The following is a 17,769-nucleotide window of genomic DNA, read 5'->3' on the forward strand; positions in this document are numbered from 1 at the left end:
AAATCTGACGCATAATGACGCCGTATTACAAACATGTAACCTAAATAAGACAGGGCTAAGTATGGCGAGACGTATTCTGGTCGTAGAAGATGAAGCACCCATTCGTGAAATGGTCTGTTTCGTGCTCGAACAAAATGGCTTTCAACCGGTGGAAGCCGAAGATTACGACAGCGCGGTGAATCAGCTCAACGAACCCTGGCCCGATCTGATCCTGCTCGACTGGATGTTGCCCGGCGGCTCTGGTCTGCAATTCATCAAACATATCAAACGTGAAGCCTTAACCCGCGATATCCCGGTGATGATGTTGACGGCCCGCGGCGAAGAGGAAGATCGCGTTCGCGGTCTGGAGACCGGGGCGGATGACTACATTACCAAACCTTTCTCCCCGAAAGAGCTGGTGGCGCGTATCAAGGCGGTGATGCGCCGTATTTCACCGATGGCGGTGGAAGAGGTGATTGAGATGCAGGGCCTGAGCCTGGATCCCACTTCGCACCGCGTGATGACCGGTGAAAATCCCCTCGATATGGGACCGACGGAATTCAAACTGCTGCACTTCTTCATGACCCACCCGGAACGCGTCTACAGCCGCGAGCAGTTGCTCAATAATGTCTGGGGCACTAACGTGTATGTTGAAGACCGGACGGTGGATGTGCATATTCGTCGTCTGCGTAAGGCCCTGGAAACCAGCGGTCACGATCGCATGGTACAGACCGTCCGCGGCACGGGTTATCGTTTCTCAACCCGTTTCTGAACAATGACAGGAGTGTGACGCGTGCTGGAACGTCTGTCATGGAAAAGGCTCTGTTTTGAACTGGTCCTTTGCTGTATCCCGGCCCTGATCCTCGGGGCCGTTTTCGGTTATTTACCCTGGTTTTTGCTGACAGCAGTCACGGGATTGCTGATCTGGCACTTCTGGAATCTGCTCCGCCTCTCATGGTGGCTGTGGGTTGACAGAAGTATGACCCCACCGCCGGGCAGCGGCAGCTGGGAACCCCTTCTGTATGGCCTGCACCAGATGCAGATGCGTAATAAAAAACGCCGACGCGAGCTGGGTAGCCTGATCAAACGCTTTCGCAGTGGTGCGGAATCTCTGCCGGATGCGGTGGTGCTCACCACCGAAGAGGGAGCGATGTTCTGGTGTAACGGACTGGCGCAACAGCTGCTGGGCCTGCGCTGGCCTGACGATAATGGACAGAACATCCTCAACCTGCTGCGCTACCCCGAGTTTGCGCAGTATCTGAAGAAACGCGATTTCACCCGCCCGCACAATCTGGTGCTGAACAACGGTCGCCATCTGGAGATCCGCGTCATGCCCTACAGCGACAAACAGTGGCTGATGGTGGCACGCGATGTGACGCAAATGCACCAGCTGGAAGGGGCGCGGCGCAACTTCTTCGCCAACGTCAGCCATGAGTTACGCACCCCACTGACGGTGTTGCAGGGCTATCTGGAGATGATGCAGGAGCAGACCCTGGAGGGCGCGCCGCGGGAAAAAGCGCTCCAGACCATGCGCGAGCAGACGCAGCGAATGGAAGGGCTGGTGAAGCAGCTGCTGACCCTCTCCCGTATTGAGGCTGCGCCAACCCTGGCGCTCAACGAAACCATCGACGTGCCGATGATGTTGCGGATGTTAGAGCGCGAGGCGCAAACCCTGAGCCAGCAGCAACATCAGCTCACCTTCGAGGTGGATAACAGCCTCAAAGTGCGCGGCAGTACCGATGAGCTGCGCAGCGCCATCTCCAACCTGGTTTATAACGCGGTGAATCACACTCCGGCGGGCACCCACATTACCGTGCGCTGGCAGCATGCGCCCACGGGGGCGGAGTTCAGCGTGGAAGACAATGGCCCGGGTATCGGTCCGGAGCACATTCCCCGTCTTACCGAGCGTTTTTATCGGGTGGATAAAGCCCGTTCCCGCCAGACGGGCGGCAGCGGACTGGGGCTGGCTATCGTGAAGCACGCCATCAATCACCACGACAGCCGTCTCGATATCGTCAGCACGCCGGGCAAAAGTACGCGTTTCAGTTTCGTGATCCCGGAACGTTTGATTGCCAGTAACAGCGCCTGACGACCCTCCTGTAATCAGATATTGCCACAGGCCAGCGTAAGCTGGCCTGTTTGCTTTGCAGTCAACCGAAGCGCGGGTAAATTTTATACGCCTGATGCTTTTTTGTTCGCATGATTAGCCATGGGTTTTTCTGATAATTGGTGTAATGTTTCAGGTCTTACTTTCAACCTGGCATATTGTTCTGGTTTTGCGATCCCATATTGCCTTTAAACGTTATAAGCGTTTAAATTGCCCTCCTGATATTGTCGGACAGACTGTATTTGCGTGGTAAATCGAAAAAATATTCCTGACCACGGCAGCAGGGGAGCATTTCCCGCTGAAATTGCACATTTTTTCCGCTGTTTTGTTCCGCATGGGATAGCGAAAAATTCAACGTTTTCAACACCACATCCACAGGCAGTAAGGTTTTATGACCCATCAATTGAAATCGCGCGATATCATCGCACTGGGCTTTATGACATTTGCGCTGTTCGTTGGCGCGGGCAACATCATCTTTCCACCAATGGTGGGTCTGCAGGCGGGTGAACACGTCTGGACCGCGGCGATCGGCTTTCTGATCACCGCTGTGGGCCTGCCGGTACTGACCGTCGTGGCGCTGGCGAAAGTAGGCGGCGGCGTCGACAGCCTCAGCGCGCCAATTGGTAAAGTCGCCGGGGTGATGCTGGCCGTGGTCTGCTACCTGGCGATCGGTCCGCTGTTTGCGACCCCGCGTACCGCGACCGTCTCCTTCGAAGTGGGAATTGCCCCGCTGACCGGCGATGGCCCGCTGCCGCTGTTTATCTACAGCCTGGTCTATTTCGCCATCGTGATCCTGGTGTCGCTCTATCCTGGCAAGCTGCTGGATACCGTGGGCAACTTCCTGGCCCCAATGAAGATTCTGGCCCTGCTGGTGCTGGCTGTAGCGGCGATTGTCTGGCCTGCTGGCCCGCTGAGCTCCGCCACCGAAGCCTATCAGAACGCCGCTTTCTCTAACGGTTTCGTGAACGGTTACCTGACCATGGATACGCTGGGCGCAATGGCATTCGGTATCGTGATCGTTAACGCTGCGCGTTCCCGCGGCGTGACCGAAGCGCGTCTGCTGACCCGCTACACCGTCTGGGCTGGCCTGATGGCGGGCGCTGGGCTGGCGCTGCTCTATCTGGCGCTGTTCCGTCTGGGTTCCGACAGCAGCGTGCTAGTTGACCAGGGCGCGAACGGTGCGGCTATTCTGCATGCCTACGTTCAGCACACCTTTGGCGGCGCGGGCAGCATGATGCTGGCTATCCTGATCTTCCTGGCCTGTCTGGTGACGGCGGTTGGCCTGACCTGTGCCTGTGCGGAGTTCTTTGCTCAGTACGTTCCGCTCTCTTACCGTACGCTGGTGTTTATCCTCGGCGGCTTCTCGATGGCGGTGTCGAACCTGGGGCTGAGCCATCTTATTCAGGTCTCTATTCCGGTGCTGACCACCATCTACCCGCCGTGCATCGTGCTGGTGGTGTTGAGCTTCACCCGCGGCTGGTGGAATAATTCCACACGAATTATCGCTCCGGCCATGTTTATCAGTCTGCTTTTTGGTATGCTTGACGGTATTAAGGCATCGGCAATCAGCGCCATGCTGCCCGCCTGGACACAGCGTCTGCCGCTGTCTGAACAGGGTCTGGCGTGGCTGATGCCTACCGTTGTTGCACTGGTACTGGCTATTATCTGGGATCGTGCTGCAGGGCGTCAGGTTACATCGAACGCGCACTAATCAACGGCTGAATGTTAAACCACGGGGCGTAATGCCCCGTGGTTTTTTGTTTTTTTTAGTCTGAATGGCATGACAACAAATGGAAAGCACTAACAAACTCAAGCGTGGATTGAGCGCCCGCCACATCCGCTTTATGGCGCTGGGTTCTGCAATCGGCACCGGTCTTTTTTATGGCTCGGCAGATGCCATCAAAATGGCCGGTCCCAGCGTTCTGCTGGCTTATCTTATCGGCGGTGTTGCCGCCTACATCATCATGCGTGCGCTGGGGGAGATGTCCGTTCATAACCCGTCGGCCAGCTCCTTCTCCCGCTATGCCCAGGAAAACTTAGGCCCGCTTGCCGGGTATATCACCGGCTGGACCTACTGCTTCGAAATCCTGATTGTGGCCATTGCCGACGTGACGGCCTTTGGCATCTATATGGGCGTCTGGTTCCCGACCGTGCCGCACTGGGTCTGGGTACTCAGCGTGGTGCTGATCATCTGCGCCATCAACCTGATGAGCGTGAAGGTGTTTGGCGAGCTGGAGTTCTGGTTCTCCTTCTTTAAAGTCGCCACCATCATCATCATGATTGCTGCCGGTATTGGCATCATCATCTGGGGAATTGGCAACGGCGGACAACCGACCGGGATCCATAATCTGTGGAGCAACGGCGGCTTTTTCAGTAACGGCTGGATAGGCATGGTGATGTCGCTGCAGATGGTGATGTTTGCCTACGGCGGGATCGAAATCATCGGCATTACCGCCGGTGAAGCGAAAGATCCAGAGAAGTCTATTCCGCGCGCCATCAACTCGGTGCCGATGCGTATTCTGGTCTTCTACGTGGGGACGCTGTTCGTGATCATGTCCATCTACCCGTGGAACCAGGTTGGTACTAACGGCAGCCCATTTGTGCTCACCTTCCAGCATCTGGGGATCACCTTTGCCGCCAGCATCCTTAACTTTGTGGTGCTGACCGCCTCGCTCTCCGCCATTAATGCCGATGTCTTTGGCGTGGGGCGTATGCTGCACGGCATGGCAGAGCAGGGCAGCGCGCCGAAGGCCTTCGCCAAAACCTCCAGCCGCGGCACGCCGTGGGTGACGGTGCTGGTGATGACCGTTGCGCTGCTGCTGTCGGTCTATCTGAACTACATCATGCCGGAGAACGTCTTCCTGGTGATTGCCTCCCTAGCGACCTTCGCCACCGTCTGGGTGTGGATCATGATCCTGATGTCGCAGATTGGCTTCCGTCGTCGTCTGTCGCCTGAAGAGGTAAAAGCGCTGAAGTTTAAAGTGCCGGGCGGCGTGGCAAGTACCGTTGGCGGTCTGATCTTCCTGGTCTTTATTATCGGCCTGATTGGTTACCACCCGGAAACCCGCATCTCGCTGTATGTCGGCTTCGCGTGGATTGCCCTGCTGCTGGTGGGCTGGGTATTTAAACGCCGCCGCGAGCGCCAGTTAGCGGAAGTGCAGTAATCAGAATGCCCGGCAAAAGCCGGGCATTTTTCTCCTCCCCCTTCCTCCTCCCCCAATAAACCTCTTCGTGAGGAGTGAACATCAACTACCCTGTGGCAAGGTGACCTCATTTCTGGGAAAGGGGATAAGAGATGTTGAATGCATGGCACCTGCCGGTTGCCCCATTTGTTAAGCAAAACAACGATAAACTCGTCATCACGCTGTGGCTGACGGGTGAGCACCTGCCTGAGCGGGTGACAATGCGCGCTGAATTCGATAATGAAGAGACCTCGCTGCCAATGCACAAGCTGCGCAGCCAGCCGCAGCCCGGCGTCACCGCCTGGCGGGCGACCATCGACACAACCAAAGGGCAGCCGCGCCACCGCTACAGCTTTAAAATGCTCTGGCATAACCGCCAGCTGTGGTTCACCCCGCAGGGGTTCAGTCGCTTTCCTCCCGCCCGGCTGGAGCAGTTCGCCGTCGACTACCCGGATGCCGGGCCAGAGTGGGTGGTGGAACAGGTCTTTTATCAGATCTTCCCGGACCGCTTCGCCCGCAGCCAGCAGCGCGATCCGGAGCGGGACAAAACGCACTATCACCATGCCGCCGGCCACGAGACCATCTTCCATGAATGGGATGAACCGGTCACCGCCCAGGCGGGGGGCTCAACCTTTTACGGCGGCGATCTGGACGGCATCAGCGAGAAGCTGCCCTACCTGAAAAAACTCGGCGTTACGGCGCTGTACCTCAACCCGGTGTTTGTCGCTCCCAGCGTGCATAAGTACGACACCGAAGATTACCGTCACGTGGATGAGCAGTTTGGCGGCGATGAGGCCCTGTTACGCCTGCGGGAAAACACCCACCGGGAAGGGATGCGCCTGATCCTGGACGGCGTGTTTAACCACAGCGGCGATTCCCACGCCTGGTTCGACCGTCATAACCGCGGAACCGGCGGCGCCTGCCATAACCCGGACTCGTCCCAGCGGGACTGGTACAGCTTTGACGACGAGGGCCGCGCCCTCGACTGGCTGGGCTATGCCAGCTTACCGAAGCTGGATTACCAGTCCCCGACGCTGGTAAACGAGATCTACGGCGGCGAGGACAGCATCGTCCGCCACTGGCTGAAAGCGCCGTGGAATATGGACGGCTGGCGGCTGGATGTGGTGCACATGCTGGGGGAAGGGGGCGGGGCACGCCATAACCTGCAGCACGTGGCCGGGATCACCCGTTCCGCGAAGCAGGCCCGACCCGATGCCTTCGTCTTTGGCGAGCACTTTGGTGACGCCCGCCAGTGGCTGCAGGCCGACGCGGAAGATTCGGCGATGAACTACCGCGGCTTCACCTTCCCGCTGTGGGGCTTCCTCGCCAATACCGATATCTCCTACGATCCGCAGCATATCGACGCTGAAACCTGCATGAAATGGATGGATAACTATCGCGCCAGCCTGTCGCATCAGCAGCAGCTCCGCATGTTTAACCAGCTCGACAGCCATGACACCGCTCGCTTTAAGTCGCTGCTCGGCAAGGATGTCGCGCGCCTGCCGCTGGCGGTCACCTGGCTGTTTACCTGGCCTGGCGTGCCGTGTATTTACTACGGGGACGAGGTGGGGCTGGACGGCAATAACGATCCGTTCTGCCGCAAGACCTTCCCGTGGGAGACTGAAAAGCAGGACCCGGTACTGTTTAAGCTCTATCAGCGGCTGATTAAACTGCGTAAACAGAGCCAGGCGCTGCGCTACGGCGGTTGCCAGGTGCTCTACGCCCATGACAACGTGGTGGTGTTTATGCGCGTCTACAACCAGCAGCGGGTGCTGGTGGCCATCAATCGGGGCGATGCCTGTGAGGTGGTGATCGACGATTCGCCGCTGCTGAAGGTCAAACAGTGGCAGCTAAAAGAGGGGAAAGGGGTGGCGCAGGAGGGCGTGCTCTCCCTGCCAGCGATCTCTGCCACCGTCTGGTTCGGCAATTAATCCTTTGCATTGCCGGGCGGCACTGCGTTTGCCCGGCCTACTAAGACGGGGGCTCCTAAACCGCCTCCATAAAAAAGGCCCGCATCTGCGGGCCTTTTTCGTAAACCTTGCCGATTACAGGCTGGATACGTTCTCGGTCAGGTATTTAGCAACGCCTGCTGGAGAAGCGGCCATACCTTCTTTACCTTTTTCCCACTGAGCCGGGCACACTTCGCCGTGCTCTTCGTGGAACTGCAGCGCGTCAACCATACGCAGCATTTCGTCGATGTTACGACCCAGTGGCAGATCGTTCACGACCTGGTGACGCACGATACCGTTAGCGTCGATCAGGAAGGAGCCGCGCAGGGCAACGCCCGCGTCCGGATGCTCGATACCGTAAGCTTGCTGGATTTCACGTTTGATGTCCGCAACCATCGCGTATTTCACTGGACCGATGCCGCCGTTGTCGACAGGGGTGTTACGCCATGCGTTGTGTACAAACTCAGAGTCGAAGGAGACGCCAACCACTTCCACGCCACGCTTCTGGAATTCTTCGTAACGCTTGTCGAACGCGATCAGTTCAGACGGGCAAACGAAGGTGAAGTCCATTGGCCAGAAGAACAGAACGGTGGCTTTACCGTTGGTGTGCTGTTTGAAGTTGAAGTTCTCAACGATTTCACCGTTGCCCAGAACGGCTGCAGCTGTAAAATCCGGGGCCGGACGAGTTACCAGAACCATATGATTCTCCTGTAGATACTAAGGTTATTTGGAACGCAACGCGGGCCAGTATAGAGAGTGTTCGCCCTAAAGACAAAGAGGCGCTGACAATCGTTAATCCAGCTTTTACCTATCAATCGCGGTTGTATTAAAGCTGCTTAGATTTCGCCTGCTCCATCATTCGCGGATAGAACTGCCAGAAGCGGGTCTCCAGCGCGTCGTAGTGGGCATCCAGATCCTGCCAGGAGTCGCGCAGGGCGTCGAGACGCGGGCGGCGGCTGGCCATCCCGTTAAGCACCCGCTGAATGAAGTCCATCTCGCTATAGCGCTCAAGCCAGCGCTCCGACCACAGGTAATTATTCAGATTCACAAAGCGCGGGGGAGAGTCCGGGAGAATGATTGCCACCTGGGCGTGGGCATAGCGTACGAACGCCGGCAGGGGCATCTCCGGGGAGAGCTGTTCCCAGTGGCGGGAGACGAAGTGATCCCACATCACATCCAGCGTAATGGGGGCGACACGGCGGGTCTCCGGGCGGAACCATTCCTTCGCTTCTTTTACTTCGGGCAGATTGTCGGTCATGACGTCGATCCGGCGATGCATAAAAATGCCCTCTACGACATCGGCGGGGTAATCCTCGGCGGGATTGCCGCGCACAAAATCGGCCAGCAAATTGCCGGAAAGAGAGCTGTCAGCGAGATGAGCGAGGTGCAGGTGAGCGAGAAAATTCATGCGATTCGTTATCCGGGGTCGGCTAGTTGTTGCAGCAAAGAGGTGTGAGCACTAGACTAAGCCGCCTGTTTTTAAGTCACGAGTATATGCCATGCGCGTCGCCGATTTCTCCTTTGATTTACCCGAGTCCCTGATTGCCCACTATCCTATGCCTGAGCGCAGTAGCTGCCGCTTATTGTCGCTGGATGGGCCGACGGGTGCGCTGACGCACGGTACTTTCACCGATTTGCTCGACAAGCTCAACCCAGGCGACCTGCTGGTGTTCAACAACACCCGGGTGATCCCGGCCCGTCTGTTCGGCCGCAAAGCCAGCGGCGGCAAGATCGAAGTGCTGGTCGAAAGAATGCTCGATGATAAACGTATTCTGGCACATATTCGCGCCTCCAAGGCGCCAAAGCCGGGCGCGGAGCTGCTGCTGGGCGATGACGAGAGCATCAACGCCACCATGGTGGCGCGCCACGACGCGCTCTTTGAAGTTGAGTTTAATGACGAGCGTACGGTGCTGGATATTCTGAACACCATCGGCCACATGCCGCTGCCGCCGTACATTGAGCGTCCGGATGAAGAGGCTGACCGCGAGCTGTATCAGACCGTCTACAGCCAGAAGCCTGGCGCGGTAGCTGCGCCGACGGCGGGCCTGCACTTTGATGAACCTTTGCTGGAAAAGCTGCGTGCAAAAGGCATTGAGATGGCGTTTGTGACCCTGCATGTGGGTGCAGGCACCTTCCAGCCGGTGCGGGTGGACAGCATTGAAGACCACATCATGCACTCCGAGTACGCCGAAGTGCCGCAGGAGGTTGTGGATGCCGTGATGGCGGCGAAAGCGCGCGGTAACCGCGTCATTGCAGTCGGTACCACCTCGGTTCGCTCGCTGGAAAGCGCTGCCCAGGCTGCCAAAAACGATCTGATCGAACCCTTCTTTGGCGACACACAAATCTTCATCTACCCGGGTTATCAATATCAGGTAATCGATGCGCTGGTGACCAACTTCCACCTGCCGGAGTCGACTTTGATCATGCTGGTGTCGGCTTTTGCTGGTTATCAAAACACCATGAATGCCTACAAGGCTGCGGTAGAACAAAAATATCGGTTTTTTAGCTACGGTGACGCGATGTTTATCACGTACAATCCGCAGGCTTTGAATGAACGTGTCGGGGAATAACGCCGCGGCACTGGTCTAACGCGCCGGACTGTTTTTCTGACGCTGGAGAAAAAATGAAATTTGAACTTGATACCACCGATGGTCGCGCTCGCCGTGGCCGTCTGGTGTTCGATCGCGGCGTAGTAGAAACGCCTGCTTTCATGCCTGTGGGTACCTACGGCACCGTAAAAGGAATGACGCCGGAAGAAGTTGAAGCCACAGGCGCGCAAATTATCCTCGGCAACACCTTCCACCTGTGGCTGCGCCCGGGCCAGGAAGTGATGAAGCTGCACGGCGATCTGCATGACTTTATGCAGTGGAAGGGCCCAATCCTGACCGACTCCGGCGGATTCCAGGTCTTCAGCCTCGGTGACATCCGTAAGATCACCGAAAAAGGCGTCCATTTCCGAAACCCTATCAACGGCGACCCGATCTTCCTCGATCCGGAAAAATCGATGGAGATTCAGTACGATCTCGGTTCCGATATTGTAATGATCTTCGACGAATGTACGCCATACCCGGCGGACTGGGACTACGCTAAACGCTCGATGGAGATGTCACTGCGTTGGGCGAAGCGCAGCCGCGACCGCTTTGATGGCCTCGGTAATAAAAATGCGCTGTTTGGTATTATTCAGGGCAGCGTTTACGAAGATTTACGCGATATCTCTGTTAAAGGTCTGGTAGAGATAGGGTTTGATGGCTACGCTGTCGGCGGTCTGGCTGTGGGGGAACCGAAGGAAGATATGCACCGTATTCTGGAGCATGTTTGCCCGCAAATTCCAACAGATAAGCCTCGATACCTGATGGGCGTCGGCAAGCCAGAAGATCTGGTTGAAGGCGTACGTCGCGGCATTGATATGTTCGACTGCGTTATGCCGACCCGCAACGCCCGTAATGGTCACCTGTTCGTGACCGACGGCGTGGTAAAAATCCGTAATGCGAAGCATAAAAGCGATACCAGCACGCTCGATGCCGAGTGCGATTGCTATACCTGTCGCAATTATTCTCGTGCCTATTTGCATCATCTTGATCGTTGTAATGAAATACTGGGCGCGCGTCTCAACACGATTCATAACCTTCGCTATTATCAGCGCTTAATGGCTGGTTTACGCAAGGCTATTGAAGAGGGTAAATTAGAGAGCTTCGTGGCCGATTTTTACCAACGACAGGGTCGGGATGTTCCACCTTTGAACGTTGATTAATTTATTTAATGAGGGAATTTTAATGAGCTTTTTTATTTCTGATGCGGTAGCGGCAACAGGTGCACCGGCGCAGGGCAGCCCGATGTCTCTGATTCTGATGCTGGTGGTGTTCGGTCTGATCTTCTATTTCATGATCCTGCGTCCACAGCAGAAGCGCACCAAAGAGCACAAAAAGCTGATGGACTCCATCGCGAAAGGCGATGAAGTGCTGACTAACGGTGGTCTGGTCGGTCGTGTGAGCAAAGTAGCAGATAACGGCTACATCGTTATCGCGCTGAACGATACTACTGAAGTAGTGATTAAACGTGACTTCGTCGCTGCCGTTCTGCCGAAAGGCACCATGAAAGCGCTGTAATTAACTTTTCCCAAAGGGAACTGCCGTGTTAAACCGTTATCCTTTGTGGAAGTACGTCATGCTGGTCGTCGTTATTGTCGTCGGCCTGCTGTATGCGCTTCCCAACCTGTATGGTGAGGATCCGGCTGTTCAAATCACTGGCGCGCGCGGCGTCGCCGCCAGTGAGCAAACGCTGATCCAGGTCCAGAAAACTTTACAAGAAGAAAAAATTACCGCTAAGTCTGTGGCACTGGAAGAGGGCGCTATTCTTGCTCGCTTCGACTCCACCGACACGCAGCTCCGCGCTCGTGAAGCGCTGATGGGCGTGATGGGTGATAAATATGTCGTGGCGTTGAACCTTGCTCCTGCAACCCCGCGTTGGTTAGCTTCTATTAACGCGGAGCCGATGAAACTCGGTCTCGACCTGCGTGGCGGTGTGCACTTCCTGATGGAAGTGGATATGGAAACCGCGCTTGGCAAACTCCAGGAACAAAACATCGACAGCCTGCGTAGCGATCTGCGCGACAAAGGCATCCCTTACACCACCGTGCGTAAGGAAGAGAATTACGGGATGAGCATCGCGTTCCGCGACAGCAACGCCCGCGATCAGGCGATGGATTACCTGACCCAGCGTCATCGTGACCTGGTGCTCTCCTCTCAGGGTAGCAACCAGCTGCGTGCGGTGATGACCGATGTGCGTCTGAAAGAAGCGCGTGAATATGCGGTTCAGCAGAACATCAACATCCTGCGTAACCGTGTAAACCAGCTTGGCGTTGCCGAACCGCTGGTGCAGCGTCAGGGGGCTGACCGTATCGTGGTTGAGCTGCCGGGTATCCAGGATACCGCGCGTGCGAAAGAGATTCTGGGCGCGACTGCGACCCTGGAATTCCGTCTGGTGAACACCAACGTCGATCAGTCTGCTGTTGCCTCTGGCCGCGTACCGGGCGACTCTGAAGTGAAACAGACCCGTGAAGGCCAGCCGGTTGTGATGTACAAGCGGGTGATCCTGACCGGTGACCACATCACCGACTCGACCTCCAGCCAGGACGAATACAACCAGCCGCAGGTTAACATCTCGCTGGATAGCGCGGGTGGTAACATCATGTCTAACTTCACTAAGGACAACATCGGCAAACCGATGGCGACCCTGTTCGTGGAGTACAAGGACAGCGGTAAAAAAGATGCTAACGGTCGCTCCATCCTGGTGAAAGAGGAAGAGGTGATTAACATCGCCAACATCCAGTCTCGCCTGGGTAACAGCTTCCGTATCACCGGTATCAACAACCCGAACGAAGCACGTCAGCTCTCGCTGCTGCTGCGTGCCGGTGCGCTGATTGCGCCGATTCAGATTGTTGAAGAGCGTACCATCGGTCCAACTCTGGGTATGCAGAACATCACTCAGGGTCTGGAAGCCTGCCTGGCAGGTCTGATTATCTCCATCATCTTTATGATCTTCTTCTATAAGAAGTTCGGCCTGATTGCGACCAGTGCGCTGATCGCTAACCTGGTGCTGATTGTGGGCATTATGTCCCTGCTGCCGGGGGCGACGCTCACCATGCCAGGCATTGCGGGTATCGTTCTGACCCTTGCGGTGGCGGTCGACGCCAACGTACTGATCAACGAACGTATTAAAGAGGAACTGAGCAACGGTCGCTCTGTCCAGCAGGCGATTGACGAAGGTTACCGTGGTGCCTTCAGCTCCATCTTTGATGCGAACGTAACAACACTGATTAAGGTTATTATCCTGTATGCAGTGGGTACCGGCGCGATCAAGGGCTTTGCTATCACCACCGGTATTGGTGTGGCAACGTCAATGTTTACCGCTATCGTCGGCACCCGTGCCATCGTGAACCTGCTGTACGGCGGCAAGCGCGTTAAAAAGCTGTCTATCTGAGGAGTGCGTTGTGGCACAGGAATATACTGTTGAACAATTGAACTACGGCCGTAAAGTCTGGGACTTTATGCGCTGGGACTACTGGGCCTTTGGCATATCAGGTTTTCTGCTGATTTTGTCCATCGCCATTATCGGTGTGAAGGGCTTTAACTGGGGTCTCGATTTTACCGGCGGTACGGTCATTGAGATCACCCTGGAAAAACCGGTCGATATGGACCAGATGCGTCTGTCGCTTGAGAAGGCGGGCTTTGAAGAGCCGCTGCTGCAGAACTTCGGCAGCAGCCGTGACATCATGGTGCGTATGCCGCCAGTGAAGGATGCCAACGGCAGCCAGGAGCTGGGCAGCAAAGTCGTTAACGTGATTAACGAAACCACCAGCCAGGAAGCGACGGTAAAACGTATCGAGTTTGTTGGCCCGAGCGTGGGTGCGGATCTGGCCCAGACCGGTGCGATGGCACTGCTGGTCGCGCTGCTCTGTATCCTGGCGTATGTCGGTTTCCGCTTCGAGTGGCGTCTGGCGGCCGGGGTGGTTATCGCTCTGGCGCACGACGTGGTGATCACCATGGGCGTTCTGTCGCTGTTCCATATCGAGATCGACCTGACCATTGTGGCCTCGTTGATGTCGGTTATCGGTTACTCGCTGAACGACAGTATCGTGGTATCGGACCGTATTCGTGAAAACTTCCGTAAGATCCGTCGCGGTACGCCGTACGAAATCTTTAACGTGTCGTTGACCCAGACGCTGCACCGTACCTTGATCACCTCCGGGACGACCCTGATGGTGATCCTGATGCTGTATCTCTTCGGCGGCCCGATTCTGGAAGGCTTCTCGCTGACCATGTTGATCGGTGTCTCCATCGGTACAGCCTCGTCTATCTACGTGGCATCCGCACTTGCACTGAAACTGGGCATGAAGCGCGAGCACCTGCTCCAGCAGAAAGTGGAAAAAGAGGGGGCGGATCAGCCGTCCATTCTGCCGTAAGACACTGTCTTTCGTGTTAATAAAATCCCGGTCAATTGGCCGGGATTTTTTTTGCCTGCTCCTGACAACACTCCTGACAGTATGCTGTCAGGAGGCCTGTCGTAGACTCCTTCTGAACCCAAACAACAGGCAGGAGGATGTATGAAAAGTGTGATTAACTGGTTTGAAATTCCGGTCGCGGATATGGATCGTGCCATCAAATTTTACGAGCCGGTGATGCAGGTGGCGCTGCGGCGCGAGAAAATGGACGTTGCAGAGCTGGCCGTTTTTCCCCATGAGGATCCGGCCACCGGCGGCGCGCTGGCAAAATTTGACGGCATTACACCCTCGTCGCACGGCGCTATTATTTACCTGCATACTGACAATCTGGCGGCCACGCTGGATCGCGTGGCGTCAGCCGGCGGCGCGTGCGTGTTTGGCCCGCTGGCGCTGCCGCACGGCATTGGCACTATTGCGTTGTTTACCGACAGCGAAGGCAACCGGGTTGGGCTGCATCAACCCGCCTGATTTTCACCTGTAAAGCGAAGAACCGATGACCCGACGCGCCGACCGTTTGTTCCAGATTGTGCAGATCCTGCGTGGCAGGCGACTGACCACCGCTGCGCATCTGGCAGAGAGGCTCGGCGTTTCTGAGCGTACGGTGTATCGCGATATCCGGGATCTGTCGCTCTCTGGCGTGCCGGTGGAAGGGGAGGCGGGGAGCGGCTATCGCCTGATGTCGGGTTTTGACCTGCCGCCGCTGATGCTGACCAACAAGGAGTCCGAGGCGCTGATGGTGGCGATCCGCCTGCTCAAAACCTGGGGCGGAGAGTCGCTGTCGCGTGAGCTGGAGTCGGCGCAGGAAAAAGTGCTGGCGATCCTGCCGGAGGAGAGCCGTCGCAAGGCGGAGCAGACGCGAATTTATGCGCCAGATATTGCTCTACAGCCGCATTCACGCAGCGGTTTCGATGTGATTCATCAGGCGATTTCTGCTCAACGGGTGCTGGGTCTGCATTATCGTGATGAGAGCGGGCAGCTCTCTTCGCGCGATGTCCAGCCGCTGGGGCTGTTCTTCTGGGGCGAGCACTGGCTGCTGGCGGCATGGTGTGAACGGCGGGATGACTATCGCTGTTTCCGGCTCGACAGGTGCCTGAATATCACCCTGACGGACAGGCGCTTTAGCGAAAGCGCGGATCGATCGCTGGCGGATTTTTTACGCAAGGTGAAGCAATAAAAAAGCCAGCTATTAAGCTGGCTTTTATGCCGTTATCAAGTTTTGTAGGCCGGGTAAGGCGTAGCCGCCACCCGGCACAACCTCAGAATCAGAAGTTGTAACCCACAACCAGGTAACCACCCCAGCCGGTAGAACGGACGCTGAAGTCGCCGTCGCCGAAGTTCAGGCTGGCGTCGTCATTCCACTGACCACCGTTGTGCCAGTAACGTGCCACAACAGAGTAATGCCAGTGATCGTAGTTCAGCGCCAGGATGTGGCTGGAGGCGATGGAGTCGTTGGTGCGCGCTTTCTTACCGTTCAGATCGCGGAAGTCGTTGTCGCCCAGGTCTGAACCCCAGTCAAAGTTGGTAAAGCCGATGTAGCTCAGGTTACCGCCCCACAGCTGGGTGATTGGCACAAAGTATTTCACTTTGAAACGGTAGCCATCCCACTCGTTTTCGTTCGCTGCGCCGTAGTTCTGCCACTGGTATTTGGCATACACGTTCATGGACAGGCTCATCGGCAGACCGGTGTCGATGTCAGTACCCAGACCCATGTACCAGGTGCTCTGGCGACCGGACTTGTTGCGGCCCATGTCGTAGATGTAGTTGTTTGCGAAGTACCACTCTTTGAACGGACCAAATGCCAGGCTGGTGCCGGTCAGCTTATCAATGGAGAAGCGTGGTTCGATCTCCATGAACAGCGGAGAACCGTGGTTCCAGATACCTTTCGCATCAGTGTTACCCCCGAAGAAGACCGGCGCATCCATGTAGCCGTAGAAATCAAACCAGTCTTTCTTGGCGAACGCTTCGTATTCCAGGTAGGTATCGTTGCGGATCTGTGGTCCAAAACGGGTGTGGTAGCTGCCGACGACGTTGACGCTCTGGTGCCACCAGTCGGAAACGTACTCTGGTTTATCATTTTCAGCTGCCTGCACAGCGAAAGTAGAGGAGAGTGCCAGCGCTGCACCGGCTGCCAGTAATGTTTTTTTCATAATAATGCCACTGATTTGAAATCCCTTACGGGAGTGAAAAAGGCGCGAATTGCGTTTCTAAATATTTCGTGTTTCTGGGAGCCTATTATAGGAATCCTTGCTCACAAAAATATGTGTTGTTTCACAGTTCTCTCACATACGTAATCGATTGCGTTCACGTTTGCGTATTTTTGACGGAGCGGATTGTAATGGCAAACATTTCTGTTGCCAATGTTTGTAACCAAAGAGGAGGGCGGAACATGTAACATGTTCCGCTGAGTGATTATTGCGTGACGGGCTGAATATCGTGGATACGGATAAAGCCGAGCTGATCGGGCGTCATGCCGTTTAGCTGTAGCGGAATGTCGACATCGCTGGGTGCCAGCACACTGGCCGGGGCATTAATCAGCTGGGTCTGGACATTCAACTCCTGGAAGCTATCGGTAGTGCCCTGAATCTGGCCCCACTCAACGGTGGCGCTGAAGGCCGGCAGCGGATCGTTTGATTCCCCCTGAATGCGCAGCGTGGCGCGGGTGCCGTCGGCGTTGGGCGCGACATTGACCAGCGACATCTTCAGCGTACCAATCTGACTGTTCAGTCGGGCAGGGGTGTTGGATCCCGTCAGCAGATAGACGCCGCTGGTGGATTTGGCGTTCAGCGCATTCTGCTGGGTAATCTTGACGGTTTCCTGATTCAGCTTGTTCATGGTCGTGTTCAGTGAACTGATGCTCTGGTTCATCTGCCGTACTTCGCTTTGCTGGGCGCAGGCGCTGAGGCTGAAAAGGCTTCCCAGTACCAGAACATGAAGGTAACGTCTTGTCATGGCGATTATTTCCCTGAAATAACGGATTCTGCTAAGGGTAGTCAACGAAGCTGACCTGCGTATAGATCCTTTATCTCAAAAACGCTCCTTCTTTGTTGTCAGCCCAGTTCAGGGTAAAATGGAGTTCAGTCAACCCGATAGCCAGGACACCGTATGCATTGCCCATTCTGTCTCGCCGTGGATACTAAAGTAATCGACTCCCGACTCGTGGGAGAGGGCTCATCCGTACGCCGCCGCCGTCAGTGCCTGGTGTGTAACGAACGCTTCACCACCTTTGAAGTGGCGGAGCTGGTCATGCCCCGCGTCGTGAAAAGTAACGACGTCCGCGAACCCTTCAACGAAGAAAAGCTGCGCAGCGGGATGCTAAAAGCACTGGAAAAACGGCCAGTCAGCGCAGATGACGTCGAAATGGCGCTTAATCACATCAAAACCCAGCTGCGCGCCACTGGCGAGCGCGAGGTGCCGAGCAAAATGATCGGTAACCTGGTGATGGAACAGCTTAAAAAGCTCGATAAAGTCGCCTATATCCGCTTTGCCTCTGTTTACCGCAGCTTCGAAGACATCAAAGAGTTCGGTGAAGAGATCGCCCGTCTACAGGACTAA

The 17,769-nt window shown here is 56.0% G+C and carries 17 protein-coding genes; 13 read left to right on the forward strand and 4 right to left on the reverse strand.

Annotated features, from left to right (window positions below; genetic code table 11):
* The first annotated feature begins 61 nt into the window (after positions 1 to 61).
* The 5 genes from phoB (at position 62) to malZ (ending at position 7,199) form a co-directional block, all read left to right on the forward strand.
* On the forward strand, positions 62 to 751 hold the full coding sequence (phoB, locus tag ACP4QI_RS04560) for a phosphate response regulator transcription factor PhoB (RefSeq protein ID WP_032616792.1): 690 nt from the start codon (positions 62 to 64) through the stop codon (positions 749 to 751).
* 21 nt (positions 752 to 772) lie between these two features.
* The gene (phoR, locus tag ACP4QI_RS04565; protein ID WP_142488404.1) at positions 773 to 2,068 is read left to right on the forward strand and encodes a phosphate regulon sensor histidine kinase PhoR; all 1,296 of its coding nucleotides are present in this window, start codon (positions 773 to 775) and stop codon (positions 2,066 to 2,068) included.
* A 409-nt stretch (positions 2,069 to 2,477) separates the two neighbouring features.
* Positions 2,478 to 3,797 (forward strand): branched-chain amino acid transporter carrier protein BrnQ, encoded by a 1,320-nt coding sequence (gene brnQ / locus ACP4QI_RS04570; protein WP_142488406.1) that lies wholly within the window; start codon positions 2,478 to 2,480, stop codon positions 3,795 to 3,797.
* A gap of 79 nt (positions 3,798 to 3,876) precedes the next feature.
* Positions 3,877 to 5,250 carry a proline-specific permease ProY gene (proY, locus tag ACP4QI_RS04575; protein WP_156263075.1) on the forward strand — a complete coding sequence of 458 codons (1,374 nt, stop codon included), beginning with the start codon at positions 3,877 to 3,879 and terminating at the stop codon, positions 5,248 to 5,250.
* A 131-nt stretch (positions 5,251 to 5,381) separates the two neighbouring features.
* A complete protein-coding gene (malZ, locus tag ACP4QI_RS04580; RefSeq protein ID WP_285111460.1) occupies positions 5,382 to 7,199 on the forward strand; it encodes a maltodextrin glucosidase in 1,818 nt (605 codons plus the stop codon).
* 114 nt (positions 7,200 to 7,313) lie between these two features.
* On the opposite strand, the gene ACP4QI_RS04585 is transcribed toward malZ, so the two are convergent.
* Positions 7,314 to 7,916 carry a peroxiredoxin C gene (locus ACP4QI_RS04585; protein WP_142488409.1) on the reverse strand — a complete coding sequence of 201 codons (603 nt, stop codon included), beginning with the start codon at positions 7,914 to 7,916 and terminating at the stop codon, positions 7,314 to 7,316.
* Between the two features lie 127 nt (positions 7,917 to 8,043).
* The gene (gene acpH, locus ACP4QI_RS04590) at positions 8,044 to 8,625 is read right to left on the reverse strand and encodes an ACP phosphodiesterase (RefSeq protein WP_231312980.1); all 582 of its coding nucleotides are present in this window, start codon (positions 8,623 to 8,625) and stop codon (positions 8,044 to 8,046) included.
* Positions 8,626 to 8,716: 91 nt separating this feature from the next.
* Between acpH and queA the strand changes: the two genes are divergently transcribed.
* The 7 genes from queA (at position 8,717) to ACP4QI_RS04625 (ending at position 15,391) form a co-directional block, all read left to right on the forward strand.
* Complete coding sequence (gene queA / locus ACP4QI_RS04595) at positions 8,717 to 9,787, forward strand: tRNA preQ1(34) S-adenosylmethionine ribosyltransferase-isomerase QueA (RefSeq protein WP_156263077.1); 1,071 nt, start codon at positions 8,717 to 8,719, stop codon at positions 9,785 to 9,787.
* A gap of 53 nt (positions 9,788 to 9,840) precedes the next feature.
* Complete coding sequence (tgt, locus tag ACP4QI_RS04600) at positions 9,841 to 10,968, forward strand: tRNA guanosine(34) transglycosylase Tgt (protein WP_426495157.1); 1,128 nt, start codon at positions 9,841 to 9,843, stop codon at positions 10,966 to 10,968.
* Between the two features lie 22 nt (positions 10,969 to 10,990).
* On the forward strand, positions 10,991 to 11,323 hold the full coding sequence (yajC, locus tag ACP4QI_RS04605; protein ID WP_032616800.1) for a preprotein translocase subunit YajC: 333 nt from the start codon (positions 10,991 to 10,993) through the stop codon (positions 11,321 to 11,323).
* Between the two features lie 25 nt (positions 11,324 to 11,348).
* Positions 11,349 to 13,196: a protein translocase subunit SecD gene (secD, locus tag ACP4QI_RS04610; protein WP_426495156.1), complete on the forward strand. Its 1,848-nt coding sequence runs from the start codon at positions 11,349 to 11,351 to the stop codon at positions 13,194 to 13,196.
* Positions 13,197 to 13,206: 10 nt separating this feature from the next.
* On the forward strand, positions 13,207 to 14,178 hold the full coding sequence (gene secF, locus ACP4QI_RS04615) for a protein translocase subunit SecF (protein ID WP_426495155.1): 972 nt from the start codon (positions 13,207 to 13,209) through the stop codon (positions 14,176 to 14,178).
* A gap of 141 nt (positions 14,179 to 14,319) precedes the next feature.
* Positions 14,320 to 14,685: a VOC family protein gene (locus ACP4QI_RS04620; RefSeq protein ID WP_426495154.1), complete on the forward strand. Its 366-nt coding sequence runs from the start codon at positions 14,320 to 14,322 to the stop codon at positions 14,683 to 14,685.
* Positions 14,686 to 14,710: 25 nt separating this feature from the next.
* Entirely contained in the window at positions 14,711 to 15,391 is a 681-nt protein-coding gene (locus tag ACP4QI_RS04625; protein ID WP_426495153.1) for a helix-turn-helix transcriptional regulator, read from the forward strand.
* Positions 15,392 to 15,479: 88 nt separating this feature from the next.
* On the opposite strand, the gene ACP4QI_RS04630 is transcribed toward ACP4QI_RS04625, so the two are convergent.
* Both ACP4QI_RS04630 and ACP4QI_RS04635 read right to left on the reverse strand, forming a co-directional pair.
* Complete coding sequence (locus ACP4QI_RS04630) at positions 15,480 to 16,364, reverse strand: nucleoside-specific channel-forming protein Tsx (protein WP_039032359.1); 885 nt, start codon at positions 16,362 to 16,364, stop codon at positions 15,480 to 15,482.
* Between the two features lie 262 nt (positions 16,365 to 16,626).
* Complete coding sequence (locus ACP4QI_RS04635) at positions 16,627 to 17,166, reverse strand: SadB/YajI family lipoprotein (protein ID WP_426495152.1); 540 nt, start codon at positions 17,164 to 17,166, stop codon at positions 16,627 to 16,629.
* 153 nt (positions 17,167 to 17,319) lie between these two features.
* Here ACP4QI_RS04635 and nrdR point away from each other — a divergent pair, with 153 nt between their 5' ends.
* Complete coding sequence (gene nrdR, locus ACP4QI_RS04640) at positions 17,320 to 17,769, forward strand: transcriptional regulator NrdR (RefSeq protein WP_032616812.1); 450 nt, start codon at positions 17,320 to 17,322, stop codon at positions 17,767 to 17,769.

This window comes from Leclercia sp. TB492 (genome assembly GCF_049974505.2).
In the GTDB taxonomy this organism is placed as follows: domain Bacteria; phylum Pseudomonadota; class Gammaproteobacteria; order Enterobacterales; family Enterobacteriaceae; genus Enterobacter; species Enterobacter adecarboxylatus_C.

Bases quoted from the DNA above. Each gene is read 5' to 3' on its own strand.
- phoB (WP_032616792.1), top strand. From the start codon at position 62: ATGGCGAGACGTATTCTGGTCGTAGAAGATGAAGCACCCATTCGTGAA.
- brnQ (WP_142488406.1), top strand. From the start codon at position 2,478: ATGACCCATCAATTGAAATCGCGCGATATCATCGCACTGGGCTTTATG.
- proY (WP_156263075.1), top strand. From the start codon at position 3,877: ATGGAAAGCACTAACAAACTCAAGCGTGGATTGAGCGCCCGCCACATC.
- malZ (WP_285111460.1), top strand. From the start codon at position 5,382: ATGTTGAATGCATGGCACCTGCCGGTTGCCCCATTTGTTAAGCAAAAC.
- ACP4QI_RS04585 (WP_142488409.1), bottom strand. From the start codon at position 7,916: ATGGTTCTGGTAACTCGTCCGGCCCCGGATTTTACAGCTGCAGCCGTT.
- acpH (WP_231312980.1), bottom strand. From the start codon at position 8,625: ATGAATTTTCTCGCTCACCTGCACCTCGCTCATCTCGCTGACAGCTCT.
- queA (WP_156263077.1), top strand. From the start codon at position 8,717: ATGCGCGTCGCCGATTTCTCCTTTGATTTACCCGAGTCCCTGATTGCC.
- tgt (WP_426495157.1), top strand. From the start codon at position 9,841: ATGAAATTTGAACTTGATACCACCGATGGTCGCGCTCGCCGTGGCCGT.
- yajC (WP_032616800.1), top strand. From the start codon at position 10,991: ATGAGCTTTTTTATTTCTGATGCGGTAGCGGCAACAGGTGCACCGGCG.
- ACP4QI_RS04620 (WP_426495154.1), top strand. From the start codon at position 14,320: ATGAAAAGTGTGATTAACTGGTTTGAAATTCCGGTCGCGGATATGGAT.
- ACP4QI_RS04625 (WP_426495153.1), top strand. From the start codon at position 14,711: ATGACCCGACGCGCCGACCGTTTGTTCCAGATTGTGCAGATCCTGCGT.
- ACP4QI_RS04630 (WP_039032359.1), bottom strand. From the start codon at position 16,364: ATGAAAAAAACATTACTGGCAGCCGGTGCAGCGCTGGCACTCTCCTCT.
- ACP4QI_RS04635 (WP_426495152.1), bottom strand. From the start codon at position 17,166: ATGACAAGACGTTACCTTCATGTTCTGGTACTGGGAAGCCTTTTCAGC.
- nrdR (WP_032616812.1), top strand. From the start codon at position 17,320: ATGCATTGCCCATTCTGTCTCGCCGTGGATACTAAAGTAATCGACTCC.